Annotated in this window: 28 protein-coding genes and 1 riboswitch; of the genes, 23 read left to right on the top strand and 5 right to left on the bottom strand. The window is 60.0% G+C overall.

Annotated features, from left to right (window positions below; genetic code table 11):
- The first annotated feature begins 1 nt into the window (after position 1).
- The 10 genes from ACST81_RS17180 (at position 2) to ACST81_RS17135 (ending at position 7785) form a co-directional block, all read left to right on the top strand.
- Complete coding sequence (locus ACST81_RS17180; protein ID WP_438749381.1) at positions 2-934, top strand: substrate-binding domain-containing protein; 933 nt, start codon at positions 2-4, stop codon at positions 932-934.
- Positions 935-960: 26 nt separating this feature from the next.
- Positions 961-2448: a sugar ABC transporter ATP-binding protein gene (locus ACST81_RS17175; RefSeq protein ID WP_438749380.1), complete on the top strand. Its 1488-nt coding sequence runs from the start codon at positions 961-963 to the stop codon at positions 2446-2448.
- Positions 2449-2461: 13 nt separating this feature from the next.
- The gene (locus ACST81_RS17170; protein ID WP_438749379.1) at positions 2462-3250 is read left to right on the top strand and encodes an SDR family oxidoreductase; all 789 of its coding nucleotides are present in this window, start codon (positions 2462-2464) and stop codon (positions 3248-3250) included.
- An 87-nt stretch (positions 3251-3337) separates the two neighbouring features.
- Positions 3338-3481: riboswitch (FMN riboswitch) on the top strand.
- A 109-nt stretch (positions 3482-3590) separates the two neighbouring features.
- Complete coding sequence (ribB, locus tag ACST81_RS17165; RefSeq protein WP_438749378.1) at positions 3591-4214, top strand: 3,4-dihydroxy-2-butanone-4-phosphate synthase; 624 nt, start codon at positions 3591-3593, stop codon at positions 4212-4214.
- 259 nt (positions 4215-4473) lie between these two features.
- Positions 4474-4785: a hypothetical protein gene (locus tag ACST81_RS17160; protein WP_438749377.1), complete on the top strand. Its 312-nt coding sequence runs from the start codon at positions 4474-4476 to the stop codon at positions 4783-4785.
- A gap of 9 nt (positions 4786-4794) precedes the next feature.
- The gene (locus tag ACST81_RS17155; protein WP_438749376.1) at positions 4795-5178 is read left to right on the top strand and encodes a hypothetical protein; all 384 of its coding nucleotides are present in this window, start codon (positions 4795-4797) and stop codon (positions 5176-5178) included.
- Positions 5179-5187: 9 nt separating this feature from the next.
- The gene (locus ACST81_RS17150) at positions 5188-5355 is read left to right on the top strand and encodes a hypothetical protein (protein WP_438753796.1); all 168 of its coding nucleotides are present in this window, start codon (positions 5188-5190) and stop codon (positions 5353-5355) included.
- Positions 5356-5365: 10 nt separating this feature from the next.
- A complete protein-coding gene (locus ACST81_RS17145; protein ID WP_438749375.1) occupies positions 5366-6760 on the top strand; it encodes an APC family permease in 1395 nt (464 codons plus the stop codon).
- Between the two features lie 59 nt (positions 6761-6819).
- On the top strand, positions 6820-7515 hold the full coding sequence (locus ACST81_RS17140; RefSeq protein WP_438749374.1) for a hypothetical protein: 696 nt from the start codon (positions 6820-6822) through the stop codon (positions 7513-7515).
- A gap of 9 nt (positions 7516-7524) precedes the next feature.
- Positions 7525-7785, top strand: coding sequence for a hypothetical protein (locus ACST81_RS17135; RefSeq protein WP_438749373.1), 261 nt, complete (start codon positions 7525-7527; stop codon positions 7783-7785).
- Positions 7786-7798: 13 nt separating this feature from the next.
- Here the strand turns inward: ACST81_RS17135 and ACST81_RS17130 are convergent, their stop codons facing one another.
- Together ACST81_RS17130 and ACST81_RS17125 are read right to left on the bottom strand one after the other, a co-directional pair.
- Positions 7799-8545: a membrane-anchored protein gene (locus tag ACST81_RS17130; RefSeq protein WP_438749372.1), complete on the bottom strand. Its 747-nt coding sequence runs from the start codon at positions 8543-8545 to the stop codon at positions 7799-7801.
- Between the two features lie 146 nt (positions 8546-8691).
- Entirely contained in the window at positions 8692-10548 is a 1857-nt protein-coding gene (locus tag ACST81_RS17125; RefSeq protein ID WP_438749371.1) for a capsular polysaccharide export protein, LipB/KpsS family, read from the bottom strand.
- 775 nt (positions 10549-11323) lie between these two features.
- Here ACST81_RS17125 and ACST81_RS17120 point away from each other — a divergent pair.
- Positions 11324-12367, top strand: coding sequence for a porin (locus tag ACST81_RS17120; RefSeq protein WP_438749370.1), 1044 nt, complete (start codon positions 11324-11326; stop codon positions 12365-12367).
- A 97-nt stretch (positions 12368-12464) separates the two neighbouring features.
- Here the strand turns inward: ACST81_RS17120 and ACST81_RS17115 are convergent, their stop codons facing one another.
- Positions 12465-13352: an alpha/beta fold hydrolase gene (locus ACST81_RS17115; protein WP_438749368.1), complete on the bottom strand. Its 888-nt coding sequence runs from the start codon at positions 13350-13352 to the stop codon at positions 12465-12467.
- 126 nt (positions 13353-13478) lie between these two features.
- Positions 13479-15539, bottom strand: coding sequence for a lytic transglycosylase domain-containing protein (locus ACST81_RS17110; RefSeq protein ID WP_438749367.1), 2061 nt, complete (start codon positions 15537-15539; stop codon positions 13479-13481).
- Between the two features lie 314 nt (positions 15540-15853).
- Between ACST81_RS17110 and dapA the strand changes: the two genes are divergently transcribed.
- Together dapA and smpB are read left to right on the top strand one after the other, a co-directional pair.
- Positions 15854-16738 carry a 4-hydroxy-tetrahydrodipicolinate synthase gene (gene dapA, locus ACST81_RS17105; protein ID WP_438749366.1) on the top strand — a complete coding sequence of 295 codons (885 nt, stop codon included), beginning with the start codon at positions 15854-15856 and terminating at the stop codon, positions 16736-16738.
- Positions 16738-17214: an SsrA-binding protein SmpB gene (gene smpB / locus ACST81_RS17100; RefSeq protein WP_325462501.1), complete on the top strand. Its 477-nt coding sequence runs from the start codon at positions 16738-16740 to the stop codon at positions 17212-17214. The genes dapA and smpB overlap by 1 nt, the downstream gene beginning before the upstream one ends.
- Before the next feature lie 70 nt (positions 17215-17284).
- Here smpB and ACST81_RS17095 read toward each other — a convergent pair whose 3' ends face one another.
- The gene (locus ACST81_RS17095) at positions 17285-17863 is read right to left on the bottom strand and encodes a LabA-like NYN domain-containing protein (RefSeq protein WP_438753631.1); all 579 of its coding nucleotides are present in this window, start codon (positions 17861-17863) and stop codon (positions 17285-17287) included.
- Between the two features lie 589 nt (positions 17864-18452).
- On the opposite strand from ACST81_RS17095, the gene rpoZ reads away from it, so the two are divergent.
- The 10 genes from rpoZ to era all read left to right on the top strand — a co-directional run bounded on the left by rpoZ (position 18453) and on the right by era (position 26820).
- Positions 18453-18863 (top strand): DNA-directed RNA polymerase subunit omega, encoded by a 411-nt coding sequence (gene rpoZ, locus ACST81_RS17090; RefSeq protein ID WP_438749364.1) that lies wholly within the window; start codon positions 18453-18455, stop codon positions 18861-18863.
- A gap of 157 nt (positions 18864-19020) precedes the next feature.
- Entirely contained in the window at positions 19021-21246 is a 2226-nt protein-coding gene (locus ACST81_RS17085) for a RelA/SpoT family protein (RefSeq protein ID WP_438749363.1), read from the top strand.
- A 165-nt stretch (positions 21247-21411) separates the two neighbouring features.
- The gene (locus ACST81_RS17080; protein WP_438749362.1) at positions 21412-21963 is read left to right on the top strand and encodes a hypothetical protein; all 552 of its coding nucleotides are present in this window, start codon (positions 21412-21414) and stop codon (positions 21961-21963) included.
- Positions 21964-21996: 33 nt separating this feature from the next.
- Positions 21997-22458 (top strand): DsrE family protein, encoded by a 462-nt coding sequence (locus tag ACST81_RS17075; protein ID WP_438749360.1) that lies wholly within the window; start codon positions 21997-21999, stop codon positions 22456-22458.
- A gap of 173 nt (positions 22459-22631) precedes the next feature.
- Positions 22632-22784, top strand: coding sequence for a DUF3563 domain-containing protein (locus tag ACST81_RS17070; protein ID WP_325462505.1), 153 nt, complete (start codon positions 22632-22634; stop codon positions 22782-22784).
- A 217-nt stretch (positions 22785-23001) separates the two neighbouring features.
- On the top strand, positions 23002-23580 hold the full coding sequence (locus tag ACST81_RS17065) for a DUF2062 domain-containing protein (protein WP_438749358.1): 579 nt from the start codon (positions 23002-23004) through the stop codon (positions 23578-23580).
- A gap of 90 nt (positions 23581-23670) precedes the next feature.
- A complete protein-coding gene (gene acpS, locus ACST81_RS17060; RefSeq protein WP_438749357.1) occupies positions 23671-24078 on the top strand; it encodes a holo-ACP synthase in 408 nt (135 codons plus the stop codon).
- A gap of 186 nt (positions 24079-24264) precedes the next feature.
- Entirely contained in the window at positions 24265-25011 is a 747-nt protein-coding gene (lepB, locus tag ACST81_RS17055; protein WP_438749356.1) for a signal peptidase I, read from the top strand.
- Positions 25008-25724, top strand: a complete 717-nt coding sequence (gene rnc / locus ACST81_RS17050) for a ribonuclease III (RefSeq protein WP_438749354.1) — start codon at positions 25008-25010, stop codon at positions 25722-25724. Before lepB ends, rnc begins: the two co-directional genes overlap by 4 nt.
- Before the next feature lie 151 nt (positions 25725-25875).
- Positions 25876-26820, top strand: coding sequence for a GTPase Era (gene era / locus ACST81_RS17045; RefSeq protein WP_438753628.1), 945 nt, complete (start codon positions 25876-25878; stop codon positions 26818-26820).
- The last annotated feature ends 134 nt before the right edge of the window (positions 26821-26954 follow it).

Genomic DNA, 26954 nt, shown 5'->3' with positions numbered 1-26954 from the left:
AATGCAACTGTCCAAACTGCTTCTCGCAGCAACCGCTGCTTCGATCCTGGCACTTCCGGCCGCCGCCGCCGACGTCAAGAAGATCGGCCTTGCCGTTCCGAACCTGCAGGCTGACTTCTTCAACCAGATCAAGCTGGGCGTCGAAAAGCATGCCAAGGAAAAGGGCATCGAGGTCGTCGTCGTCGACGCGAAGAACGACACCAACACCCAGGTCAGCCAGGTGCAGGACCTGATGACACAGGACATCAACGCCTTCATCTATATCCCGGCCGGCGCCGCCGCCGCCGCCGTGCCGACCCGCCTTGCTCGCGAAGCCGGCATCCCGGTCATCAACGTCGACCGTGTTCCCGAGGGCGCACCGGGCGACACGTTCATCGCCGGTGAAAGCGTCGAATCGGCCTATGCCGTGTGCAAGCACATCATCGAAAAGGCCGGCGGCAAGGGCAAGATGGCGATCATCCACGGCCAGAAGGGCACGACGCCGGAAGTCGATCGCTTCACCGGTTGCAAGCGCGCCATCGATGAAAACTCCGGCGTCGAACTGGTCGACCAGCAGTGGAGCCAGATGTGGTCGGCGGACGAAGGCTTCTCGATCGCCCAGAACATGCTGCAGGCAAACCCGGACATCACGATCATCTTCGGTCAGGCCGATGGTCTCGCCATGGGCGCCGCCAAGGCTGTCGATGTTGCCAACCTTTCGGACAAGGTGATCATCGGCGGTTACGACGGCGACGTCTCGGCGCTCGAATATCTTGCCAAGTGCAAGGGTCCGTTCATCGCAACCGCGACCCAGAGCACGCAGAAGATGGGTGTCCTCGCCGTTGAATCCGCGATCGCGGTCGCTGCCGGCCAGAAGGTCGAAGAGCGCCAGACCCCGAACGCGGTTCTGACGACTTGCGAAAATGCACCGGAATTCGTCAAGAACCATCCGTAATCCGTCCTGATGCGAAAGGCAGCGCCATGACGACCCGCTCTCCCATCCTCTCGCTCCGTGGGGTGCAGAAATCCTACGGTCCGATCAAGGTTCTCCATGGTGTCGATCTCGACATCTATCCGGGAGAGGTCGTGGCGCTGCTCGGTGAAAACGGTGCCGGGAAGTCGACCTTGTCGAACATCATCTCGGGCACCGTCCAGCCGTCTGCCGGAGACATGACCTGGTCGGGGGCAGCCTATGCCCCCGCCAATCCCCGCGCTGCGATGGACGAAGGCGTGGGCATGATCCATCAGGAGTTGAAACTGCTCCCGAAGCTCTCGATCGCCGAAAACGTCTTCCTTGGTCGTTACCCGATGAAGAAGGGCCGCATCGATCGCAAGGGCATGGAGGAACGGGCGCGCCATGGCCTGAAAAGGCTCGGCCTCGACGTCTCGCCCGATCGTCTGGTCGAGGGCCTGTCGACGGGAAAGCAGCAGCTCATCGAAATCGCCAAGGCGCTGACGCTGAACGCGCGCCTTCTCATTCTCGACGAGCCGACGGCAGCGCTCGGGGGCGAGGAAACCCAGCTTCTCTTCCAGCAGATCGCCCGCCTGAAAGCGGATGGCGTGGGCATCATCTATATTTCGCATCGGCTGGAGGAAATCCGCCAGATCGCCGACCGCATCGTCGTCATGCGTGACGGCGCCAAGGTTCAGGAATTCGACACGGGCGATGTGCCGATCCGCACCATCGTCGAAGCCATGGTCGGCCGCTCGCTGGAGCGTATGTTCCCGAGCTTGCCGACACCGTCCGAGCATGTGGCGCTTGAGGTTCGTGGCCTGTCTTCGCCCGCCAACACATTCCGCGACATCAATTTTTCCGTCCGCAAGGGCGAGGTCTTCGGCATTGCCGGCCTGATGGGCGCTGGCCGGACCGAACTCGTGCGCGCCATCACCGGCGCCGACCCGATCTCCGCCGGCGAGGTCCTGCTGCATGGCAAGCCCGTGACGCCGCGCTCGCCGATCGACGCGATCCGCAACGGCATCGTTCTGGTGCCGGAGGATCGCAAGCTGCAAGGTGTGGTTCTCGATCATTCCATCGCGGAAAATATCGGTTATGCCAATCTCGGTGAAATCTCGCGCAACGGCTGGATATCGTCGCGCCGCATCCGCGAGTTCGCCGACGGGTTCATCCAGCGCTTCGGCGTCAAGGGGCGTGGCGGCCAGAATGCGGGCGAACTGTCCGGTGGCAACCAGCAGAAGGTGGTGCTGGCCAAATGGCTGGCGCGCAAGCCGCAGGTGGTCGTTCTCGACGAGCCGACACGCGGTATCGACGTCGGCGCCCGATCGTCGATCTACGATCTCATCATCGATCTCGCCCGCGAGGGCGTTGCCGTGATCGTGGTCAGTTCCGACCTGGAGGAGGTGCTCGGCGTCTCCGGCCGGATCATGGTCATGGCCCAGGGAAAACAGGCCGGTATCCTGAACCGCGAAGATGCAAACGACGTCTCGGTGATGGAATTGGCGACGATCTGAAAGGAAATGCTCTATGTCTGAAATCAAGCTCAACGCGCCGAAGCTTTTCGATCTCTCTGGAAATGTCGCAATCGTCACAGGGGCGGGCAGCGGCATCGGCCAGCGCATCGCGATGGGCCTTGCCCAGTGCGGCGCGGATGTAGCCCTTCTCGATCGTCGTACCGACGACGGTCTTGCCAATACCGCCGATTTCATCGCGCGGGCAGGCTGCCGCAGCATCCAGATCGCCGCCGATGTCACGAGCAGCGCTGCGCTCAATGACGCCGTCGCGCGCACCGAGGCCGAACTCGGCGCGCTGACGCTCGCCGTCAACGCCGCCGGCATCGCCAATGCCAATCCGGCCGAGGAGATGGAGGAAAGCCAGTTTCAGACGATGATGGACATCAACCTGAAGGGCGTGTTCCTGTCCTGCCAGGCGGAAGCGCGCGCCATGCTGAAGAGCGGCCGCGGCTCGATCGTCAACATCGCCTCCATGTCCGGCGTCATCGTCAACCGGGGCCTCAACCAGTGCCACTACAATGCGTCCAAGGCCGGCGTCATCCACATGACCAAGTCGATGGCGATGGAATGGGTCGATCGTGGCATTCGCGTCAACACGATCAGCCCCGGCTATACGGCAACGCCGATGAATACCCGGCCGGAAATGGTGCATCAGACAAAACTGTTCGAGGAGCAGACGCCGATGCAGCGCATGGCGAATGTCGATGAAATGGTCGGCCCGGCGGTCTTCCTGCTGTCGAATGCTTCAAGTTTCGTGACCGGCGTCGATCTGCTGGTCGATGGCGGCTTTTGCTGCTGGTGATGGCGCTTCGGAAGTTCGTTCGGTTATTTTGAACAGATTGTTGCAATTTTTTTGCTTGAACGGGGCTCTTGCCTCAAGCTATTGAAAGAATGTTCTCAGGGCGGGGTGAAATTCCCCACCGGCGGTATCCGGAGCGATCCGGGAGCCCGCGAGCGCCTTCCAATGGAAGGGTCAGCAGATCCGGTGCGATGCCGGAGCCGACGGTTAGAGTCCGGATGGAAGAGGACATGTCTGCGGAACCGCCCTTTCGGGCGGCGCGTGGGCCTGTTCGCCCAAGGGATGAATGGCGGCCGAAAGCCGTGGTTTAACGCCGAAACCGGCACCCTTGAAAGGCAATGAAATGGCAATCTCGAAAATTGAAGATGCGATCGCGGCCCTTGCGCGCGGCCAGATGATCGTCGTGGTGGATGACGAAGACCGCGAGAACGAGGGCGACATCATCGTCGCGTCCGAAGCGGTAACACCCGAGGCGATCGCCTTCATGATGAAGCACGCACGCGGGCTGATCTGCGTAGCGATGGAAGGCCAGCGGCTGGATGCGCTCGACATTCCCCTGATGGTCCCCAACAACACCGAACTGCTCAAGACCGCCTTCACGGTCTCGGTCGATTACCTGCCGGGAACGACCACCGGCATTTCCGCGTCGGACCGCGCCGCGACCGTCAAGGCTCTGATGGACCCCGCTGCAAAGCCGGCGGAGTTTGCCCGTCCCGGCCACGTCTTCCCGCTGCGTTCCCATCCCGGCGGCGTCCGCTCCCGTCCGGGTCACACGGAAGCTGCCGTGGATCTCGCCCGTCTCGCCGGCTTGATGCCATCAGGTGTCATCTGCGAAGTCGCCAATGACGACGGCACCATGGCGCGCCTTCCCGAACTTCTGGCTTTCGCCGAAACGCACGCCATGCCGCTCATTACCATTCAAGATCTGATCGCCTTCGTCCGGCAGCGCGAGCCGGTGGCGGCCTGAAGCCCGGCCAGGGGATTTCGGGATGCGAATCCGCATCCCGAACCTCGCCGCTTCGCCCTCCGCGCCGCCGGCATCCGGCGATTGACATCGCTGCGGACATCGGCTTTTTCAAAACTTTCTGCTTCACTTTCGTGCAAATGCGACATTTGCGCGCAGGTTCTCCTTGACGGAGCCGTGTTTCTTCTCGATATTCTCCTAAAGAAAATAATTTGCCTGAAAGGCAAGTCGGGAACATCATTTCATGGTCTGGGAGGAACGCATGGTAACGCATGAAGCAGGTGCCGACGCGCATCTTGCGACGCGCATCGATCGGATGCATTCGCGCGACAAGGCTGGATTGATCATCTTTGTCGCCGTGCTTTGGTGCACGATGCTTTTCGCGCTGGTCCGGGTCTGGCCCTATATTTCCGTGCCGGCCATTCGCTTCATCCTGGCGACCGCCTGCGCCCTGGTGCTGGTGTTCAACACGGCCGCCATCCTCGCGATGCTGAAGCACTATCGGGAGGATAAGCACTTCATCTACGGGCTCGATCTCAAGCATCTCGACGAGATGCGCCGTCGTCGGCGCTAGGAGGGGACCATGGCCTACAAACCACCGCAACAGAGCTTCGCCGGACAGATATTCGACGTCATCACCCTTCTCGTCCTGACGATCGGAGCGCTTTATCTGCCGCTCTATCTCGGTCTGGCGGGCGCCGCGAAGACCCCGGCGCCAATTGAAAATCCAACCTGGGAGGCGCTTGGCCAGAACGCCACCGAACAGCAGCAATGGACGGCGCTCGGGATCACCGATCCGGCCGCGGCCAACGACATCATCACTGCCCGTTTCGATTACTCGTTCAGTTGGGCTGCCCTGTTGATTATGGCCATTCTGGTGATCGGCTATTTCGTCATGGTGGTGCGACTTTCCGACAGGGAATATCGCGACGTCATCCAGGAACGCTTCGGCGACAAGAAGAAGTAGGGAAGTTCAATGGATATCTGGACTGTTCTGGAATACGCGGCCTGGGCGCTTTCGGCCCTCTTCGCCGCCTGGATGCTGTTCGACATGGTTCGCATCGACACCACCTATGACAACGAGTTGCTGACATCGTCCCGCGAAGGCGAGATCGAAGCGGCAGCCGAACGCCACACGCTGTGAGGGTCGCGACATGGTAGATACGAAAACCGCCGCGCAGCCCGAACGGCTGCAGTTGTTGCGCGTCCTCGGCCCCGCCCATATCTGGGCGCTCGGCGTCGGCATCGTCCTCGTCGGCGAATATATGGGTTGGAACTTCGCCGTCGGAAAGGGCGGCATGATCGCCGGCCTGGTCGCCTGCTGGGTGGCCGGCCTGCTCTATACCTGCGTTGCCATGATCGATTCCGAGGTGACCTCGACGGTTGCCGCCGCCGGTGGCCAGTATGCGCAAGCCAAGCATATCGTCGGCCCATTGATGGCCTTCAATGTCGGCCTGTTCCTTGTCATGGCCTATACGATGCTGGAGGCGGCCAATGCCATCACCATCGGTTTCCTGCTCGATACCGTCGCCGGAATGCAGGGCCATACCGGCCTGCACCAGCAACCGTTCATCGTTCTCTGCGTGCTGTTTCTCGCCTGGCTGAATTATCGCGGTGTTCTGGCGACGCTGACGTTCAATCTCGTCATCACCGCCATTGCCTTCGTCGCCATCATCGCGCTCTTCCTGGCTGTGCAGTTCGGGGTGTCGAGCGTGCCACTCGATTTCTCGGCCGTGACGACGGATCCGATGCCCTATGGCTGGATCGGCATCCTTGCATCGCTGCATTTCGGTCTGTGGTATTATCTCGGCATCGAAGGCACCTGCCAGGCGGCGGAAGAAGTGCGCTCGCCGGCGCGCTCGCTGCCCTACGGCACGATGGCCGGCATCATGACGCTGCTGATCGCCGCGACCATGACCTGGTATGTCTGCTCGGGCTTGATCCCGTGGGAATATCTCGGGCAGGCCGGCACGCCGCTCTTCGACGCGGCTCGTGTCACCGGCAATAGCGGACTGATGGTGCTCTTGTTCATCGGCACCATGTTCTCGACGCTTGCCTCGGCCAATGGCTGCATCAACGACGCCTCGCGGGCCTGGTTCTCGATGGGCCGCGATCGCTATCTGCCGATCTGGTTCGGCGCGGTGCATCCGGTCTATCGCACGCCGTATCGTTCGATCATCTTCCTGGTGCCGATCGCACTGATCTTCGCGCTCGGCGCGCCGCTCGACCAGGTGGTGACCTTCTCGATCCTGTCGGGCCTGCTGGGCTACACGTTCATGACCTTCAACATGGTGATGTTCCGCAAGAAATGGCCGCTCGACACGATCAAGCGCGGCTATGTCCACCCGATGCATCCGCTGCCGACGATCGTGCTTCTGATCCTCTGCGCCACCGCCTACGTTGCCGTGTTCCTCGGCTATGGCACGCAGCTTATCGCAATGGTCAGCTTCTACATCATTGCCTCCCTCTGGTTCCATTTCCGCCGCTATCGCTATGTGCGCCGGGGTGATCAGTTCACCATGCCCTGGCCGCGTCCGCAGGGCTATTGACGAGACAGTTGCCCGCGGCCGGAAAGTCGGCCGCGGGTCTTTCGTTCATGGAGAGGTCGATGATCACCTATCTGTTCAGCGTGCTGGCGTTCCTGGTTTTTGCCCTGATCGTTGCCGCCGGCGTCGCCGAACATCGGTCTGCCATTCGAAAACGGCACAGGCTGCTGGATGAAGCCCATGACCTGCTGCGCGATCCGGATATTCGTCTCGCGCCGGATCAATTTCCAGTCGTCACAGGGCGAATCGCCGACGGTCGCAGGATCAGGCTCGAGTTGATCGCCGACACGATGGTGACGCGCCGCCTGCCGCAACTCTGGCTGTCGGTCACGCTCCTCGGAACGCAGGCGCGCGACATTCCGACAATGGGCGCGCTCGCCCGTCCGACCGGATCGGAATATTATTCGCTCGTCCATGGCCTGCCGGACTGGATGACGCCGCCCGCAACGGAGGTGCCGCTGCTGATGCGCGGCGATGGCCGCGCGACACCGGAGCAGGCTCTTGCTGCCCGGGAGAAATTCGGAGAACTCTTTGCCGATCCGCAGGTCAAGGAGGCGGTGATGACGCAGAAAGCGACGAGGGTGATCTATCAGGCGTCGCAGGGAACGCGCGCCGCGCATATGTTCCTGCGCCAGGCACGGTTCTCGCTGGAGACCGTGCCGGCATCAACGATCGAGCGGGCGATCGAACTGGCGGTTGAACTCAGTGCCATTTTTACCAAGGATGTCCAACCATCCCATGCTTTCCAAGCCGCATAAGGGCCTGTTATGCCAAAACCGCTGAATCCATATCTCGTTCTTCTTCTGGCGGTCATCCTGCCGGGCGGTGGCCATGTCGCGGTCGGCGAAGCACGACGTGGGCTGGTCTTCGCGCTGTTCGTCGTGCTCTTCTCGTTCCTGACCTATATCACCACCACGCCGGAAACATCCTTCCTGGGACGGCATGCGGGTGGTCTTTTCATCTGGGCGTTGTCGATCCCCGATGCCTATCGCCGCGCGCGCCTGCGGTTTGCCATGGCGGCGAATTGAGTAACCAGTGCTGTCACGCGGACCGGGCCGCGACAATCGCTTCCCCCGTCCAAAGGCGCAGCCCGACCGATTCGGCCACTTGCGGATCACTGGTGAACAACGGAAAGCCGCGATTCGACAGTTCACGCAGGATTTCGACATCCATGTTCGTATGCAGCCGCTCCTTGTTGAGGCTGTTATAGACATGGCCGCTCGAGAAGGGGTCGATGCCTGTGATCACGACAGCCGGCGCCCCGTTATGAAAGGCGTAGAGAACCGCGGTGATGCCATTGGAGAATTTGGCTTCGTTATCGCCCTCGCGGATGATGCGGCCAAGGACATCTTCCGCCAGGCGGGTGCGGTGATACTGCCCGATGAGGCGAAGGTCGTCGAAACCGTAGTCAAAAGCCGCCAGCCCTTGGCGCAGGGCCTGTTCGCTTTCCGGCCATCTGATGACATGGAGCGTGCCGCAGCGTTTTCCGCTCAGCGCATTGCGGACGGCGACCGCCCGTTCGCCCTTTCCCTTGACCTGGTTGAACTGCAGGAAAGTGACATCCGGCCGGCCAATATTCCAGGCCTCGGTTGCTGCCTGGGAGCCGTTGATACAAATCACAAAGAATCGGTCGTCGAATCCCGGCGGTTTATGAGAAACCGGCGCTGATCCGACGATCAATGCGGGAGTGGTCAGCGGCTGTTTCGGCCATTCCGGCCGATTGAGGCGATATTTTAGCAGATAGCGCAGCGAGCGGCGCCACCGATTGAACTGTTTGAGCCATGCCATTGGTGCGGACCGGGAGATCGAGGGGACAGTTGGATGCGGACAATAATTGCAACGCTCTTATTGATTTCAACGATTTTTCGATTTGTCCACTGATTGTGGCGAGACGAAAGACGTGTGGAGTGGGTGCGGCTGCCCAAATGATAACATCAGGTCGACAGGACGCCGGTTTCACGCAAATGCCGCAGGACCCGTTCGCGGATCCACCGGGCGCTTTTTTCCCGGTCGGTGATACTGACGGCATAGCTATTGCGCAGCAGGTACCAGAAGCGATGCAATTGGTCCGCAGGCAGTCGCGTGCGGCCAGGGCTGAATTGTTTTGTAAAATCACCGGCATGTTCGCAAACGAAGCAGGCCTGCATATAATCGGCCCGTCCGAACACATAGACCGGCTTTTCGTGCAGCAGCGCTTCCGCGCCGACACCGGAATTGATGACGCAGACGGCTTCGGATTTTGCGATCAGCGTGTGGATACTGGCGGTCGACAGGTTGATGTGGCCTTTTTCCACACGGCAGCGCAGATAGTCGCTGATCTGGCCGTTCTTGTCCTGGGGATGCCGCTTGACCACAACCGATAGACCTCTTTCCAGGCAGGTCTCGATCACCTCGTCCATCATGGCGAACGGCGATGCATAGGCGAGCCGCTGCACGGCATCGCCGATCACTTGAAGTCCGATAAAGACGAATTTGTCCGGTAGCTTCTCCGCGAAGGCAAGGTCGGCCTGCGCATATTTGGAAATGTTGCCTTCGATGATCGAGACTTGCTCGGATCGGAAAAAAGCCAGCGCTTCGTCGTAGTCGACGCTTGGCAGATCCAGTTCATCCACGGATTTCGTCGAGAAATCCGACCATCCGGCGTAACCGCCCGTATCGAAGCTGAAGCGGGACGGCCTGTCCGTTTCCTTGAAATGCAACGCTTTCCTGTCACGCGAGATCGTGTGATAGGAAAAAGAGGGAACTGAAAAACTCAGTTTGCCGTGATTGAGGATCTGGCCGGTCACCTGAAAATCCAATCCGGCGGACGTCAGCGTCCTCGCTATCGTTTTCACCGCGAAGCGGATATCGCTTCTAAACCCCGGATAGTCGATCGGGTTTTTGCGAAAGGCCGCGGCGGGAACGACCAGTTTGACAAGTCCCGTTTCAACCGAATCGGACGGGTCATCCATTCTCGCTCGCATGGACTGGTAGACCGCATCGATGATATCTCGCCAATCCTCGGTTTCCTGACGAAGCTGGAGAAGATCCTCCAGGCGCGCGGCGGCACCTGGAACTCTCAATCCTTTCGCTGCGCGCAGCAATGTGACCGCGCCATCGATGTCGAACACCGTCAAACTCGCGGACAGCCCGTGGTTCCAGAAGCGTCGAAGCAAATCCGGATCATCCAAGATACGATCGCGATCCCTCAGAAGTCTGCGGATGGCGAAGCGTAGAATGTCGTCGCGCTTTACATATTCCGCCGCGCCGGCAGTCGTGATCGTGAAGGGTATCAGCAGCCGGTCCGGTTCGTCCTGAAGGAATTTCATGCCTTCGATCGCGAGGGAATTGTGGTCCTGCTTCTGGTGAAAGATCGCCCGCCGGGCATGAGCGATCTTGCTCCGCACATGATAATCCCCGCCCGAGCCCTCCAGCGCGCGCAATGCTCCGTCCAGATCGCCATCACGCTGCTTCATTGCGGAAACGATCAGGGGAAGGAGCTCCGGCGGCATATGCCTGGACTGCGCGATTTCCCCGGATCGGCGGTCAACACCCAGATTGACGACGTTTGCGATATAAGAGGTGACGGCCCAGGGGCTCGGGGCCTGATGACGGCAGAACCTGAAAAGGATTTCTTCGGCCCTGTTGGGTCGATTGGCCTTGTATTCCAGCAACATGCGCCCGTCCGCGACGAGACGCTTGAATTTTCGGGCTGGAAAAGGTTGCAGCCCGAGCGATGCCGTTCCTAAAAGCACGCGGATCATCCCGATATGCCGGCCGTTCTCGATGCTGTTTTCGATGTAGTCGATCACTGTATGGCGGACCTATCAAGAGTCTCGGATACGGGGACGCCGGACGCCGGGCAATATATTGATCGCGGCTCGCCACAGTCCACCCCCAAACGCGGGCCTTATCATAATTCGTTTTACAATTTTAAGACGGACAGGCGGAACCCGCGCGAAAGAAGCAGCCATTTACCACCGCGTTTTCCATCGTGCGGTGCTCGACATTATAACAGTGCGGACGACACTATATATGAAGACCACGAGGCTGTCGTGGCGGCCCCCTTGAATTCGGCCCGATCAGAATCAGAGCGGTTCGAGTCGGAAGAAGCTTTGGCGATGATTCCGCGAATCTGCCCGTTCCGTCATCGGCATGACCCGCTGATTCCGTTTTCTCCAGTCGCTGTGAATGCGTCGCAGGAGATTTCCGACGTGTCGTGTTTGCCGCCGAATCCGCCATCAGACCCGGATTTTGCCTGATTCTTGCCTCGTTATGACACGCGCAAGGCGCTTCCCGGTCCGGCTAACCCATGGTGGATAAAGGGTTTTCTTAATCTCTTGTTAAGAACTTAAGGCGGCTTGGGGCGATTTTGTGTCGTTTCAGCAACAGGACATGGGGAAGGGCGCATCAAACAGCACGAACTCGCAAGTTGGTGATTGCGCCAACGGTCCGGTCTTGTATTTTCAACTCCGGAAGCAAGGGCGGTTGATCGTCCGACTTCTTAAATGTTGGGGATGGGGCAGGGAATACTGTCCTTCAGTATAATACCCAGACCTGTTTGAAACTTTTGACTGGAGGTCAGAAATGAACATCAAGAGCCTTCTTCTCGGCTCCGCTGCGGCTCTCGCAGCAGTATCCGGCGCCCAGGCAGCTGACGCTATCGTAGCTGCTGAGCCGGAGCCCATGGAATACGTTCGCGTTTGCGACGCTTTCGGCACGGGCTACTTCTACATCCCGGGCACGGAAACCTGCCTGAAGATCGGCGGCTTCGTCCGTTTCCAGACCGACTTCGGTCGTGACAAGTCCGGCACGTCCGACTGGGATACCTTCACCCGCGGTCAGCTGCAGTTCGACGCCAAGAACGACACCGAACTCGGCACGCTCGAAAGCGTCATCGTTCTGCAGACCAACGCTGACAGCTCTGTCAACGGCGGCGCAACGAAGCTCGACACGGCTTCGTTCGGTATTGCTGGCTTCAAGTTCGGCTACTACTACAGCTGGTGGGATGATGGCATCGCTGGTGAAACCGACGCCCTCGCAACCAACACCCTGTTCAACTCGATCTCGTACACCTACGATGGCGGCGCATTCAAGGCCGGTATCTCGGTTGACGAACTCGAAGGCATCGGCCGCGTAATTGGCGTTCCGGCTGGTCTGCCGAACGACTTCGGTCGCAAGGACAACGGCGTTGGCGTTGCTGCCATGGTTTCCGGCTCGATCGGTGGCGTAACGGCTACCCTGCTCGGTGGCTACGACACCGAACGCGAAGACGGCGCCATCCGCGCTATCCTGTCGGCTGAAGTCGGCCCGGGCACGTTCAGCCTCGCTGGCGTCTACGCAACCGACCCGAACGCATACTACAACGAATCCGAATGGACCGTTGCAGCATCGTACGAGTTCAAGGCAACTGAAAAGCTGACCCTGAACATCGCTGGTCAGTACTTCGGCGACTACGCTTTCATCAGCAACGTCGATGCATGGCGCGTTGGCGCAACGGTTGGCTACCAGATCACCGATGGCCTGAAGTCGCTCGCGACCATTCAGTACCAGGACATCGACGACTCGCGTCGCTTCGGCGTCGGCGGCGACGAAGTCTCGGGCTTCATCCGTCTGCAGCGCGACTTCTAATCTCTGGCTTCATGTCAGTGATGGAAAGCCCGGTCGAAAGACCGGGCTTTTCGTTTTGAGACCTGTCGTTGTTCTGTCTCAACCGTCGAAAGCGCGGCTAAGCAAGCGTGTTGATGAAGGCGCTGATCTCGGCGGCCAGTTCAGGCAAATGCAACAGTGGCGCATGTCCTTGGCCCTTCGCCGTCACAGCTTTCATGTCTGGACGTCGGGCTTTCATCTCGGCAAATGTCGCTTGCGAGAGAATGGTGGAGTTCTCGCCCCGGATCGTCATGAGCGGGATCGGTTTCAGCCCTTCATAAAGCGACCAGATATCGGGGATTTGCGTATTTTTGTCGAGGCTGCGCAACGGTTCGATCAGGGCAGGATCGAAGTCCGCAATAATGACGCCGTCCTTTTCGGTAAAGATCGCATGCGCCATGCCGGTCCAGTCGGATGGATCGAGCGCTGGAAAGGCTGGTCCGTGTACCCGCCGCAGATTGTCGACGGCCTCTGCCCAGGAATGCAGCACTGGCCGTGCCTCAAGATACTGCCGGATCTGCAGCAGGCCGCCGATTTCGATGACCGGCCCGATATCGTTGAGGATGACGCCGCGCAGGATTACCGGACGCATTGCAGCCAGAAGATGCGCGATCAGGCCGCCGCGCGATGTCCCGATGAAAATCGCCTGCGAGATATCGAGTGCCGCGCAGCCTGTCAGGACATCGTCCGCCTCGACGGGAAGGGCATAATGGCCGGTATCGGCATCCCATTCCGAGCGTCCGCGTCCACGATAATCGAAAGTGATGACCCGGCGCGGTCTTTCCGGTTGTCCGGAAAGCTGGAGGGCAAGCCGGTGAAAATCACGGCTGTTGCGGCTGAGACCCGGCAGGCAGACGATCGGCAGGTCTTTTTGAGCGTCCGCATGTCCATAATCGCGGGCATAAAGCCGCAATCCATCGCTTGCCGTAAAAAACCGTTCCTCGAATCCGCTGTTGTCCGTGTCCAACGCTATGCTCCTTCATCCTTGACAGAGCAACCATAGCGCAAGCGCGCGATGCGGGAAGAGCCGATCGCATGCCTGCGATCCGCCACGTTCAGGCGTTCAGCTGATGTTCGCAGGAGAGGAGGGACGTCAGCGGCCCATGCGCAGGTCATGGACAATGTCGGCCGTCTGTCCCAGCCGGGACTTGTAGACCTGGTAATTCTCCATCACCCGCTGAACGTAATTGCGGGTTTCACTGAATGGAATGCGCTCGATCCAGTCGACCACCTCGTCGATCGGCTTGCCGCGCGGATCGCCGTAACGGTTGATCCATTCGGGCACCCGGCGCGGACCGGCATTATAGGCGATGAAGGTCAGGATGTAGGAGCCGGCGAAATCGTCGATCTGCTCGCCGAGATACTGCGCGCCCAGCGTCGCATTATAGGCGGTATCGGTGGTCAGTCGTTCCTTCGAATAGGCGAGACCAAGGCGACTGGCGATGCCCTTGGCGGTACCGGGAAGAATCTGCAGCAGCCCGCGCGCATTGGCCGGCGAGATGGCGGCAGGATTGAAAGCGCTCTCCTGGCGGGCGATGGCATAGGCCAGCGCCTTTCCGGAGCCGCTGATATTGGCGCTTGCCGGAATGACACCAATCGGGAAGGCAAGCGCAGCAACATCGATGCCGCGACCGAAGGCGATCTTGCCGATCTGCAGGGAGAGTTGGTGCCCGCCCGCCTTTTCCGCCTTCGATGAGAGGATGGCCAGTTCGCCGGGGCTTGTCAGGTCTTCGGCCAAGACCCGGTAGAGACTATTGGCCCGCCAGGCGTGCCCTGTTTCTTCCAGCCGCGCGATGGCGCGAACCGCTTCCCGGCCGTCGAAACGCGCGCGGTCTTCGGTCGTCGGCGAGGGATAAGCAACATTCAGCGCCGTGCGACCAAGACGAGCGGCAGCGAGCTGTCCGTAGAACGTGCCGGGAAGGGACGCCGCCTTGGTGTAATATTCGGTGGAATTTCCGGGCGCGCCAGCCTCGACGGCGCGGCCCATCCAGTACCAGGCCCGTGCTACCGAAATCGGACGGTTCGAGGCTTTCAGGATGCGCTGGAAATGCTGGACGGCCGTCGCCGGGTCCTCCATTCCACGCAGGGCATACCAGCCGGCGTGAAATTCCGCATCGACGACATCGGTCGCAGAGGCCGCGACATGATCGGCGGCGATCCGGTAGGCGGCCTTGAACTTGCCGTCATCCAGCAAGCCCCTGCTGATGATCCGCTGCTCGACCCACCATTCGCCGGGATTGACCAGTTTGTCCTTGTCGCGGGGCAGGGTGGCGAGCAGCTTGGCCGCCTCTTCATACTTTTCCTGCTTGCGCAGATATTCGATGCGGATGAACAGATAGGCGGGTTCCGCATGCCAGGATGGATCAACAGCGGCGATCAGCGCCGCCGCATTGCCGGCCTTTTTCGAAACCGCGACCCAGGCCCGGTAGAGCGATTGCGCCTTGCCGAGATCGCTGAAGCGGACGGCCTGATCAAGCCGGCTGCGATAAAGCAGCATTTCCATCCGCCGCTTATGGTCGGCGGTTGTCAGGAGGGTGGGAAATTCCGCAAGGATATTGCTTTCGGTCGCCTTATCCAGCGCTTCGGAAGCCCAGAGGCCGCGCAGCAATTTCGCTGCCTTGGCGGACCTCCCGTTCGCCTGGAGCGCGCGCGCCAGGATGATCGTCCCATCGGTCGTTTCCGGCTGCGTCGTGCCGAAGGCCGCAAGAACATCGGCGGGCGGCGGGTTTTCGCGGTAAAGCGCCCGCTCGGAATTGGCGCGCAGCCCGCTGAGACCGGGCCAGCCTTTCAATTCCTGCTGGGCTCGGGCGATCTCGTAGGACGGCACGCCCTTCTGTCCGGAGACGGCAATCGCCCAGGTGAGGATATGGCTGTCAAGCGACCCTTTTGCCATTCCGTTCCGTGCCGCGATCGCCTTGGGCGCATCCTTGTTGGACAACGCATCCAGCCCGGTCTTGAGATCCGAGCTGACGGGAATAGCTGCGGTGATGGAGGGGATCGAGCCTGTGACATCGCGGGACGGGACGGTTTGCGTGGCCGCCAGCGCCAATGCTCTTGATTTCGGTACGGGAATGGTTCCGGTTTCGGCGGCGGCCGTAAAGGCGCACAACGTCAGCGCCGACGCGCCGAGCATCGCGATCAGCTTTGAAGACATATGCCCGTGCATAAACAACCCCACGCTGCCCCGTGATATCCTGTCATTTGGCGATGCATTTGCTAACGAAAGGTTACTCGCTTCCATTCAATCCCATAAAGGCAGGTTCGTCCACGCGGACAGGCGGTTTAGTCCGGAAAACACGTTGAAATCGCCGCTGAAGCCGGGCCGATATACGCCAACCGGCACCGAATGGCGTGATAGAGTGCTTGCCGCAGGCACCTCACATGATTATGGTGCGCCAGTTTTCTAACCATGAAATGCGGCTAAAGCGTGGGTTGGTTTTCAAGCTCCCGGGCCGTCAGGAGTCGTGCATGTTCAAGGGATCCATTCCCGCTCTCGTCACACCGTTCACCGCCTCCGGCGCCGTGGACACGGACAGTTTTGCCGCGCATGTCGAATGGCAGATCAGCGAAGGCAGCCACGGCCTCGTGCCGGTCGGCACCACCGGTGAATCGCCGACCCTGTCGCATGCCGAACACAAACGCGTCGTTGAACTGTGCATCGAGACCGCGGCGAAACGCGTCCCCGTCATTGCCGGCGCTGGCTCGAACAATACGACCGAGGCCGTCGAACTGGCGCAGCACGCCGAGAAGGCTGGTGCGGACGCTGTTCTGGTCGTGACGCCCTATTACAACAAGCCGACCCAGAAGGGCCTGTTCGCGCATTATGCGGCGATTGCCGAAGCCATCAAACTGCCGATCGTCATCTATAACATTCCCGGCCGTTCGGTCGTGGACATGAGCGTCGAGACGATGGCTGCCCTGCACAAGGCCTATCCGTCGATCATGGGCGTGAAGGATGCCACCGGCAGGATCGAGCGCGTCTCCGAACAGCGCATGGCCTGTGGCCCCGACTTCGTCCAGCTTTCCGGCGAGGATGCGACCGCGCTCGGCTTCAACGCCCATGGTGGCGTGGGCTGCATTTCCGTGACCGCCAATGTCGCGCCGCGCCTCTGTGCCGAGTTCCAGGAAGCCACGCTTGCCGGCGATTATGCCAAGGCGCTGGATTATCAGGACAAGCTGATGCCGCTACACAAGGCGATCTTCATGGAGCCCGGCCTCTGCGGCGCGAAATATGCGCTGAACCGCCTGCGCCAGATGAGCCGCACGGTGCGTTCGCCGCTGCTTTCCACGCTCGAGCCGGCGACGGAAGCGGCGATCGATGCGGCTCTTCGCCATGCGGGGCTGATGAACTGATGGCACCCAAAGGCAGCCAGCGCGTGGTCAAGAAAATTGTCGCGGAAAACCGGAAGGCCCGCTTCAATTACGAGATCATCGACACCTACGAGGCCGGTCTTGTCCTGACCGGCACCGAGGTCAAGTCGTTGCGTGAAGGCAAGGCCAATATCGCCGAGTCCTACGCCACCGATGAGGGCGGCGAGATGTGGCTGATCAATTCCTATCTTCCGGAATATCTGCAGGCCAATCGCTTCAACCACGAGCCGCGTCGTCGCCGCAAGCTGCTGCTGACAAAACGCGAATCGACGCGGCTACAGGGCGCCATCAATCGCGATGGCATGACCCTCATTCCGCTCAAGATCTACTTTAACGAGCAGGGTCGGGCAAAGCTCGAACTGGCGCTCGGCAAGGGCAAGAAGCTGCACGACAAGCGCGAGAGCGAGAAGGAACGCGACTGGAACCGCCAGAAGAGCCGTCTTCTCAAGGATCACTGATCCTGAGCCATTCAGTCAAAAAAAGGACCAGGCGAGAAGTCGGCTGGTCCTTTTCTTGTGCGCTGAAGCCTTAGTCGTTGAATTCGCCGCTGACCGGTTCGGTGACGCGGACGGGGCGTTCCGAGGGATCGCGGCCGACTTCGGCCTTGAGACTGACCAGTTCGATGAAGTGATCGGCTTGGCGACGCAGATCGTCGGCGATCATCGGCGGCTGTGTCGACATTGTGGAAACGACGGAGACCTTGCGCCCCTTGCGCTGCAACGCCTCCACCAATGTGGTGAAATCGCCGTCGCCGGAGAAGATGACGAGGTGGTCGACGGTTTCGGACTGTTCCATCGCGTCGATGGCCAGTTCGATATCCATGTTACCCTTGATCTTGCGGCGACCGAGCGAGTCCGTGAACTCTTTCGCGGGCTTTGTCACAACCTTGTAACCGTTGTAGTCTAGCCAATCGATCAGCGGGCGGATGGACGAATATTCCTGATCCTCGATCAAGGCCGTGTAATAGTACGCGCGTAGCAGATAGCCGCGCTTCTGGAACGCCTTGAGGAGCTTGCGATAGTCAATGTCGAAACCAAGGCTTTTCGACGCGGCATAGAGGTTTGCCCCATCGATAAAGAGCGCGATTTTTTCGCGTGGGTCGAACATCATATTTCCTTTTTGTTGTCTCAATGTCTTTTTGATCTTCAACCTGACCGCGCAAAGAATGACGCAAGCCTTGCGAATATTCGATTACATTAAGATTTCATCATATGCCAGCTTTCCGAGCCACCATTCGCTTTAATCTAAGAAAATTCCTAGTGAAAGAGCTATTTCTCGCAGTTTTTTGCGAAGAACGAGAAATATCCACCTTGTTTTAGGAATTTTTTGCCGACAATTTTTCCCTGTTTTTGACCGTGCCGAGTTTTGCGCTCCCCAAGGTGGCAACAGGATTTTGCGGCATTCAATCATCATTTAAGCGGATGTCAAAGCCTATCCCTGGGGGATTATGGCCTGATGACGTTTTTGTTTGCGATCCAGCTCACCGTCGAAATCGCGCGGATATCTTTTCCGCAATGCAGGAAAAACTTGAATTCCTGCGGGTTTGATTGTATCGGGCAGTTTAATTCCTGAAATCGGAGCCACGCATACCGTCAAGCCGGCGGCTGGACGGGTTCCGATCTTGTCAATCAGCACAGCGGCGGGCGTGTCACGGCACTCGCGATCACGCTGCGCCTCACGATCCAAAGGACAGGCAATGGCCCGCGTCACCGTTGAAGATTGCATCGACAAAGTCGATAACCGTTTCGAACTCGTGCTTCTGGCAAGCCACCGCGCCCGCCTGATCTCGCAGGGCGCTGCGATCACGATCGACCGCGACAACGACAAGAACCCGGTGGTGGCCCTGCGCGAAATCGCCGACGAGACGCTGTCGCCCGGCGACCTGAAGGAAGACCTGATCCATTCGCTGCAGAAGCATGTTGAAGTCGACGAGCCCGAGTCCGATCCGGCATCGATGATCAGCGGCGACGCTGCCAATGTTTTCGCTGATCAGTCCGGCCAGGACGACGATCAGCCGGAAGTCGTGACCTTCGACCGCATGTCGGAAGAAGAATTGCTGGCCGGCATCGAAGGCCTGGTCCCGCCGGAAAAAAGCGACGACTACTGAGCCGCTTTCGCGTTCGCCCGGAGGGCGAAAGCAACGCGCCGAGACAATGCCGCGCTTCCGTTCGGAATTCGCGTGAGGCCGGTATTTGCAAAGCAGTGCGCCACTCCTATCATTGGCGCACCTTTTCTTTTCCGGATTCTCCTGGAGCCGCCCGCGGATGATGCGCCAATACGAGCTCGTTGAGCGCGTTCAAAAATACAAGCCCGATGTCAACGAAGCGCTTTTGAACAAGGCTTACGTTTACGCCATGCAGAAGCATGGCCAGCAGAAGCGGGCGAGCGGCGATCCTTATATCTCCCATCCCCTCGAAGTCGCGGCGATCCTCACCGAGATGCATCTCGATGAATCGACGATCGCCGTCGCGCTGCTGCACGATACGATCGAGGACACGACGGCGACCCGGGCCGAAATCGACGATCTGTTCGGCGAGGACATCGGCGCCCTGGTCGAGGGCCTGACCAAGATCAAGAAGCTCGATCTGGTGACCAAGAAGGCCAAGCAGGCGGAAAACCTGCGCAAGCTGTTGCTTGCCATTTCCGACGATGTGCGTGTCCTCCTCGTCAAGCTGGCCGACCGGCTGCATAACATGCGTACGCTCGATCACATGTCGGCTGAAAAGCGCGCCCGCATCTCGGAAGAGACGATGGACATCTATGCGCCGCTCGCCGGCCGCATGGGCATGCAGGACATGCGCGAGGAACTGGAGAACCTCTCTTTCCGCCATATCAATCCGGAAGCTTTCGAGACTGTCACGCGTCGCCTCAACGAACTCTCGACCCGCAACGAAGGTCTGATCAAGAAGATCGAGGATGAACTGGACGAACTCATCCAGGCCAAGGGTCTGACCGGAACGCTCGTCAAGGGACGCCAGAAGAAGCCCTATTCGGTCTTCAAGAAGATGCAGTCGAAATCACTGTCCTTCGAACAACTGTCCGACGTCTGGGGCTTTCGCATCATCGTCGCCGACATTCCGGACTGTTACCGCGCGCTCGGCATCGTCCATACCCGCTGGCGCGTCGTGCCCGGCCGGTTCAAGGATTATATTTCGACGCCGAAGCAGAACGACTACCAGTCGATCCACACGACCATCGTCGGCCCGTCGCGCCAGCGCATCGAGTTGCAGATCCGCACGCGGCTGATGCATGAGATCGCCGAATACGGCATTGCCGCCCACACGCTCTACAAGGACAGCGTCGAGCCGGTCGGCGAGGTCAAGCTGTCGCCGAAGTCGAACGCCTATTCCTGGCTGCGGCGGACGATCGAGAGCCTTGCCGAAGGCGACAATCCGGAAGAATTCCTGGAGCACACCAAGCTCGAACTCTTCCAGGACCAGGTTTTCTGTTTCACGCCGAAGGGGCAATTGATCGCGCTGCCGCGCGGGGCGACGCCGATCGATTTCGCCTATGCTGTCCACACCAATATCGGCGACACCTGCGTCGGCGCCAAGATCAACGGCCGCATCATGCCGCTGGTGACGCGGCTCAACAATGGCGACGAGGTGGAAATCGTCCGTTCCGGCATTCAGGTGCCGCCGCCGGCCTGGGAGGAAATCGTCGTCACCGGCAAGGCGCGCGCCGCCATCCGCCGCGCCACGCGTGCCGCCATTCGCAAGCAATATTCGGGCCTGGGTTACCGGATTCTGGAGCGCACCTTTGAGCGGTCGGGAAAGTCTTTCACCCGTGAAGCGATGAAACCGGTGCTGCATCGGCTTGGTCACAAGGAGATCGAAGACGCCATCGCCGCCGTCGGCCGTGGCGAGCTTTCGTCGCTCGACGTGTTGCGGGCGGTCTTCCCGGATCATCAGGACGAGCGCGTTACCGTCAAGCCGAACACGGATGATGGCTGGTTCAACATGCGCAGCGCCGCCGGCATGGTGTTCAAGCTGCCAGGACGGCCGAAGGATATGTTCGACGTGCTGGAAGGCGAGGGGCCGGAAGCGCTGCCGATCCGCGGACTGTCCGGCAATGCCGAGGTGCATTTCAGTCCGTCGGGTGCTGTTCCGGGAGACCGGATCGTCGGCATCATGGAAAAGGACAAGGGCATCACGATCTATCCGATCCAGTCGCCCAGCCTGCAGAAGTTCGACGAGGAATCCGAGCGCTGGATCGACGTGCGTTGGGACCTCGACGAGGCCAACAATACCCGCTTCATGGCGCGCGTGTTGATCAATGCCCTGAACGAGCCCGGCACGCTCGCCGAAATCGCCCAGGCGATCGCGACCAGCGACATCAATATCCGCTTGCTCACCATGGGCCAGGTGGCCGCCGATTTCAGCGAATTCCACCTCGATCTGGAAGTCTGGGACCTGCGCCAGCTCAACCACCTCATCACCCAGATCCGTGACCTTCCGAGCGTCTCGACGGTCAAGCGCGTCTTCGAGTGACGCCGCCTTTTGCGGCGTCTTTCAGGCTCTTTCGAATAAGCGTTTCCCGTCATCCGTTCCCTGTGAGACCGGTTGTTCCGCCTCCGACTTCGTGGGAGACTGTCGCTCTGTCGGATGGAGGATGGGATGCGTTCAAGGCTGCGGATGTCGGCACTGGTTTTCGGAATGACCCTGACATTGCCCGCAGGCTTCGCGGTAGCCTCGGATGCCGACCTGCAACTGTTCGGCAAGGCGGTCGGCCAGGAGAACGCCTATGCCTGCTATATCCGCAAATATAGCAAGGCTCATCTCGCCAGCCATCCCGACCAGAATGTCCGCGACATGATGGTCTTCGTCGATAGTCATTTGGACGAGGAGGGGGCGGGGCGCCAGTATCTGCTCGGCATGACCGTGAACTTCCGCTATCTGAAGCAGACCTTCAGCACCTATGGCGGCTGCTCGGCCGGAGAGGACGGTAAGCAGGCCCTGCGCTGCGGCATCGACTGCGACGGCGGTACGATCGGCGTGCGCATCAAGGACGAGACATCTATTCTCGTCGATATTCCGAACGGGGCGCGGGTCAGCGAGGACTATTTCGAGGAAGAGCGGAGCGAACTGCCGCAAGGAGCGAAGTTTGGTTCGGACGATATGGTTTTCCGTCTCGACCGCACGGATCTTTCGACCTGCCTGCCGCTTGCGAGCAGCGATGAGGCCAAGGCCGCCTTGGCGACGCACTGATTTCAGTTCGAATCCGAACGCTGGGGGGTGACCATGACATTCAAGCGCCGTGCAATCTTCGGCCGTGCCCTGGCGGCATCGATCGCCGGACTGTTTGCCGGACGGGCTGCATCTGCCGCGACCGCCGTTCCTGCCGGGTCGACGAAACAGAAGGTGGTCTATCATCTGGCCGATAGCGAGAAGGTGATGTTTGCGCTCGGCAATATCCGCAACCATATAGACGGAATGGGCGGCCCGCAGGCGGTGGATATCGTGCTTGTCGTGCATGGCCCGGCGCTCAGCTTCTTTCACCTCCAAAAGGCCAATCCGAAGACCAGCCAGCAGGTGGCGCGTATCACCGCCGAGGGCGTACACCTCGCGGCCTGCGGCAATACCATGACCGCGCAGAAGGTCGAGATTGCCGATCTCCTGCCGGGGTTTGTGCGGGCCGATGAGGGCGGCGTGGTTCGCATCGCGCAACTTCAGACCGAAGGCTATGTCTACATTCGACCATGATTGGCGCCATTTTCGCATAGCCCGACGGCAAATGCACTTTGAATGGGCATTTCATGCGGCCAAAAAGTGCAGGCCATGCAACTTGCGCATGGCTGCCCGCTTTTTGTAGCTCTGGTGAGTTCGGGCATTCTCACCTATCTTTTGTCTCGGGAGGTAAACGAAAGAGGTTTACCATGTTTAAGCAACTGAAGAGCATCACCCGCGCCTTGCGCGTTCCGACCGCTGAAGAGCGGGAATTGAACTATCTGAACGGCTCGATCGACCGTATCGACCTGGAATACCGCCAGCGTCAGATCGACCGCGGCCTGTTCCGCAACTCCTTCTGATTGATGCCTGATGTCCGGCTGCCTGTTTCGGCAGGCTGCCGGGACGTATGCATCAGGCGAATATCGAGATGACCCTCTGCGCATGATGCGCATTGTTGAACGGAATGCCCGGCCCGATGATCGGTCCTGCGGCATATTTGCCTTCCGTCCGATGCAAATGCCGATTTTCGCGCCCGCGCCATTGAACAGCCATATCCGCATCGTTTATCAGAGCAGCATGTTGTTCAGACGCAAGAAGCCGGCGACGCTGTCGGGCAAGCTCCGTGAGTTCCTGTGGCCGCGAAAGGGGTTTTCGCGCGGGCTGCGCTATATGTCCATGCGTGTCCTGCGGCTGTCCTCGTCTCCCCACTCCATCGCGGTCGGCGTCGCCGCCGGTGCGGCGTCCTCGGCGACCCCGTTTGTCGGGCTTCATATCGTCATCGCGCTCGCGCTTGCCTATCTCCTCTCCGGAAACCTGATTGCCGCCGGCATATCGACGGCGCTTGCCAATCCCCTGACCATTCCCGTCATTCTGGCGGCGACCTACGAACTCGGCGTCATCCTGCTGGGTACCAGTGATCGTGCCGCGCTTTCGGGACACGATATTCTTGACATGCTGCGACATCTGGAACTCACTCATCTGTGGACCCCGGTGTTGAAGCCGATGCTGGTCGGCTCTTTGCCGCTTGCCGCCCTCAGCGCCCTGTTCTTTTATGTCATTGCTTTCTATGCGGCCAAGCTGTTTCAGGCGCGCCGCCAGGTCCGTCGGCAGAGCAGAATCCACCCACGCGTTGCTGGGTCGGCGGACAGCCTTTGAACCTGACGAATTTGTAACTTGGCAGACCTTCAACGGTTTGCTTCTGTCCGGTCGGACCGGCATCAGTCCGCATAGGGGTATCGTGTTTCGATGATTATCGGTATCGGCAGTGACCTGATCGACATCAGGCGCATCCAGAGTTCGCTGGACCGTTTCGGTGAGCGCTTCACCCAGCGCTGTTTTACCGACGTCGAGATCCGCAAGTCTGAAGGCCGCAAGAACCGGGCGGAATCCTACGCCAAGCGTTTTGCCGCCAAGGAGGCCTGTTCCAAGGCGCTCGGCACGGGCATGGCGCAGGGCGTCTTCTGGAAGGATATGGGCGTCGTCAACCTGCCGGGCGGCAAGCCGACGATGCAACTGAGCGGCGGTGCGGCCGAGCGGCTTCAGGACATGCTGCCGGCCGGGCATCGGGCGGTCATCCACCTGACCATCACCGACGATTTTCCGCTCGCGCAGGCCTTCGTGATAATCGAAGCGCTGCCCGTTGCTCCCGATTGAGGAAAAGTTTAGAGCATGTCCGGATGAAGCGGACCCGCAAGCGGGCCTGGCTCGTTTGAAATGATGGCGCCGCGCACGATATTTATAAGGCAGCCTCGGCTCGGACGACCAGCCGCTGAACAACAGAATTCATTCCATCCGCCCGGCATCACGATGCCGCGGAGAACAGATCAAGGAACGACAGGCGTGGCAGAAAACATCGAGAAGAAGCAAGACAGCGGCCTGTGGGAAAACGTCAAGGTCATCATCCAGGCGCTGCTTCTCGCCGTGGTGATCCGCACGGTCTTCTTTCAGCCCTTCACCATCCCGTCCGGCTCGATGATGCCGACACTGCTGATCGGCGACTACATCTTCGTCAACAAGTTCGCCTATGGCTATTCGAAATATTCGTTGCCGTTTTCGCCCGATCTTTTCGAGGGCCGCATCTTCGCCAGCGAGCCCAAGCGCGGTGATGTCGTCGTGTTCCGCTTCCCGCCGAACCCGGACATCGATTACATCAAGCGCGTGATCGGTCTGCCAGGCGACAAGATCCAGGTGCGGGACGGCATCCTGTTTGTGAACGACCAGGCCGTCAAGCGCGTGCCGGACGGCATGTTCCAGGCTGACGACGGCAAGGACAAGGGGGTCGATGTGCCCGTCTACCGTGAAACACTGGACAATGGCGTCAATTTCGACACGCTCGACCAGGATTCAAATTCACGTGGTGACAATACCCGCGAGTTCCTCGTTCCCGAGGGCCATTATTTCATGATGGGCGATAACCGCGACAACTCGTCCGACAGCCGCTTCGACGTCGGTTTCGTGCCCGCGCAGAACCTCGTCGGTCGCGCCTCGATGATCTTCTTCTCGCTCGGCAACGACACATCGTTCACGCATATCTGGAAGTGGCCGGCCAACCTGCGCTACGACCGCATTTTCAAGGGCGTCGAATGAGCAGGAACCGATCGCTCGGCAATGAGGACCGGGATCGGCTCGAGGCTGCGATCGGCTACAGCTTCTCCCAGAAGGAGCGGCTCGACCGGGCGCTGACCCATGCCAGCGCCCGCAATGCCAAGGGATCGAACTACGAGCGGCTGGAATTTCTCGGCGACCGCGTGCTGGGGCTCTGCGTCGCCGAACTTCTGTTCCAGACCTTCAAGGATGCCGACGAGGGCGAGCTTTCCGTTCGCCTCAACCAACTCGTCAGTGCCGAAAGCTGCGCGCTCGTGGCCGATGCGCTTTCGCTGCATCTCTTCATTCGCACCGGCGCGGACGTGAAGATGCTCACCGGAAAACACATGCTGAATGTGCGGGCCGATGTGGTAGAGTCGCTCATTGCCGCGATCTACCTGGATGGCGGGCTGGAAGCGGCACGCGGCTTCATCCAGCGCCATTGGGCCGCGCGGGCGGTGCGTGTCGATGGCGCGCGCCGTGATGCGAAGACGGAATTGCAGGAATGGGCACACGCCAAATTCGGCGTGACGCCAAGCTACCGCGTCGAGGACCGATCGGGACCTGACCATGATCCCCGTTTTACGGTCACGGTCGAGATTCAGGGCATCGCGCCCGCCATGGGGGCCGATCGCTCCAAGCGCGCCGCCGAACAGGTGGCAGCCACCAGTATTCTGGAACGCGAAGGCGTCTGGAAGACAACGAAGACGGCTTGATCTGTCCGGAGGCGATTTTCTCCCGAAAGATCAGGCAATCCTTGACAGCGCCGCGCGTCAGTCATGACGTGCAAAGGTCGCTGTAGCGCTAAGTAGTAAGAAACACATGCGACTGCGCGTGCCGGACCGGCGCCCGATCGCCCAATTGGAAATGACGGACAGTATGAGCGAAACAGACGCAATCCCGGAAACCACCGACAAGGGCCCGACCCGATCCGGTTTTGTGGCGCTGATCGGCGCCACCAATGCCGGAAAATCGACGCTGGTGAACCGGCTGGTGGGCGCAAAGGTGTCGATCGTCAGCCACAAGGTGCAGACGACCCGCGCCATCGTGCGCGGCATCGCCATCCATAAGACCGCCCAGATCGTCTTCATGGATACGCCCGGCATCTTCAAACCGCGCCGGCGCCTCGACCGCGCCATGGTGACGACCGCCTGGGGCGGCGCCAAGGATGCCGACGCCATCATGATGCTGATCGACAGCGAACGCGCCCTGAAGGGCGATGCGGAGACCATTCTCGAAGGCCTGAAGCATGTCGAGCAGCCGAAGATGCTGGTGCTCAACAAGATCGATCAGGTGTCGCGCGAAGACCTGTTGAAGCTCGCGACCGCCGCCAACGAATTTGTCGATTTCGAACGTACCTTCATGATCTCGGCGCTCAATGGTTCCGGCTGCGACGACGTCCTCGACTATCTCGCCATGAAGCTGCCGGAAGGCCCCTGGTATTATCCGGAAGACCAGATCTCCGATCTGCCGATGCGCCAGCTTGCCGCCGAAATCACCCGCGAAAAGCTGTTCCTGCGCCTGCATCAGGAGCTTCCCTATTCCTCGCATGTCGAGACGGAGAAATGGGAAGAGCGCAAGGACGGCTCTGTGCGGATCGAGCAGGTCATTTATGTCGAGCGCGACAGCCAGAAGAAGATCGCACTCGGCAAGAATGGTGAAGCCATCAAGGCGATCTCCATGGCCTCGCGCAAGGAACTCTCCGAAATTCTCGATCAGCCAGTGCACCTGTTCCTGTTCGTCAAGGTCCGCGAAAACTGGGGCGACGATCCCGAGCGGTTCCGCGAAATGGGACTTGAATTCCCGAAGTAAGACAGAGGCGCCGGAAATGGCGCCTTTTTGCTGTCTGCACGACTTATCGAACAGTCTGTCGAGCAAGCTGCGGCTTGCTCGTGCCGCGCGCGCATGCGATTCCTGGGCAAGAAACCACCTGGGTCGGATGAACA

This window comes from Pararhizobium sp. O133 (assembly GCF_051669845.1).
Lineage (GTDB): Bacteria > Pseudomonadota > Alphaproteobacteria > Rhizobiales > Rhizobiaceae > Pararhizobium.
Note: the sequence above shows the minus strand (reverse complement) of the source record. Positions and strands in the feature narration are given on the sequence as shown.

What these genes read in the sequence shown, in the direction of transcription:
- ACST81_RS17120 (WP_438749370.1), top strand. Translation starts at nt 11,324, where the DNA reads ATGAACATCAAGAGCCTTCTTCTCGGCTCCGCTGCGGCTCTCGCAGCA.
- ACST81_RS17160 (WP_438749377.1), top strand. Translation starts at nt 4,474, where the DNA reads ATGGTAACGCATGAAGCAGGTGCCGACGCGCATCTTGCGACGCGCATC.
- ACST81_RS17095 (WP_438753631.1), bottom strand. Translation starts at nt 17,863, where the DNA reads ATGTTCGACCCACGCGAAAAAATCGCGCTCTTTATCGATGGGGCAAAC.
- acpS (WP_438749357.1), top strand. Translation starts at nt 23,671, where the DNA reads ATGATTATCGGTATCGGCAGTGACCTGATCGACATCAGGCGCATCCAG.
- ACST81_RS17180 (WP_438749381.1), top strand. Translation starts at nt 2, where the DNA reads ATGCAACTGTCCAAACTGCTTCTCGCAGCAACCGCTGCTTCGATCCTG.
- ACST81_RS17150 (WP_438753796.1), top strand. Translation starts at nt 5,188, where the DNA reads ATGGATATCTGGACTGTTCTGGAATACGCGGCCTGGGCGCTTTCGGCC.
- rnc (WP_438749354.1), top strand. Translation starts at nt 25,008, where the DNA reads ATGAGCAGGAACCGATCGCTCGGCAATGAGGACCGGGATCGGCTCGAG.
- era (WP_438753628.1), top strand. Translation starts at nt 25,876, where the DNA reads ATGACGGACAGTATGAGCGAAACAGACGCAATCCCGGAAACCACCGAC.
- ACST81_RS17080 (WP_438749362.1), top strand. Translation starts at nt 21,412, where the DNA reads ATGACCCTGACATTGCCCGCAGGCTTCGCGGTAGCCTCGGATGCCGAC.
- ribB (WP_438749378.1), top strand. Translation starts at nt 3,591, where the DNA reads ATGGCAATCTCGAAAATTGAAGATGCGATCGCGGCCCTTGCGCGCGGC.
- rpoZ (WP_438749364.1), top strand. Translation starts at nt 18,453, where the DNA reads ATGGCCCGCGTCACCGTTGAAGATTGCATCGACAAAGTCGATAACCGT.
- ACST81_RS17070 (WP_325462505.1), top strand. Translation starts at nt 22,632, where the DNA reads ATGTTTAAGCAACTGAAGAGCATCACCCGCGCCTTGCGCGTTCCGACC.
- ACST81_RS17140 (WP_438749374.1), top strand. Translation starts at nt 6,820, where the DNA reads ATGATCACCTATCTGTTCAGCGTGCTGGCGTTCCTGGTTTTTGCCCTG.
- ACST81_RS17175 (WP_438749380.1), top strand. Translation starts at nt 961, where the DNA reads ATGACGACCCGCTCTCCCATCCTCTCGCTCCGTGGGGTGCAGAAATCC.
- ACST81_RS17110 (WP_438749367.1), bottom strand. Translation starts at nt 15,539, where the DNA reads ATGTCTTCAAAGCTGATCGCGATGCTCGGCGCGTCGGCGCTGACGTTG.
- dapA (WP_438749366.1), top strand. Translation starts at nt 15,854, where the DNA reads ATGTTCAAGGGATCCATTCCCGCTCTCGTCACACCGTTCACCGCCTCC.
- ACST81_RS17155 (WP_438749376.1), top strand. Translation starts at nt 4,795, where the DNA reads ATGGCCTACAAACCACCGCAACAGAGCTTCGCCGGACAGATATTCGAC.
- ACST81_RS17130 (WP_438749372.1), bottom strand. Translation starts at nt 8,545, where the DNA reads ATGGCATGGCTCAAACAGTTCAATCGGTGGCGCCGCTCGCTGCGCTAT.
- ACST81_RS17145 (WP_438749375.1), top strand. Translation starts at nt 5,366, where the DNA reads ATGGTAGATACGAAAACCGCCGCGCAGCCCGAACGGCTGCAGTTGTTG.
- ACST81_RS17075 (WP_438749360.1), top strand. Translation starts at nt 21,997, where the DNA reads ATGACATTCAAGCGCCGTGCAATCTTCGGCCGTGCCCTGGCGGCATCG.
- ACST81_RS17135 (WP_438749373.1), top strand. Translation starts at nt 7,525, where the DNA reads ATGCCAAAACCGCTGAATCCATATCTCGTTCTTCTTCTGGCGGTCATC.
- ACST81_RS17170 (WP_438749379.1), top strand. Translation starts at nt 2,462, where the DNA reads ATGTCTGAAATCAAGCTCAACGCGCCGAAGCTTTTCGATCTCTCTGGA.
- ACST81_RS17065 (WP_438749358.1), top strand. Translation starts at nt 23,002, where the DNA reads ATGTTGTTCAGACGCAAGAAGCCGGCGACGCTGTCGGGCAAGCTCCGT.
- ACST81_RS17085 (WP_438749363.1), top strand. Translation starts at nt 19,021, where the DNA reads ATGATGCGCCAATACGAGCTCGTTGAGCGCGTTCAAAAATACAAGCCC.
- smpB (WP_325462501.1), top strand. Translation starts at nt 16,738, where the DNA reads ATGGCACCCAAAGGCAGCCAGCGCGTGGTCAAGAAAATTGTCGCGGAA.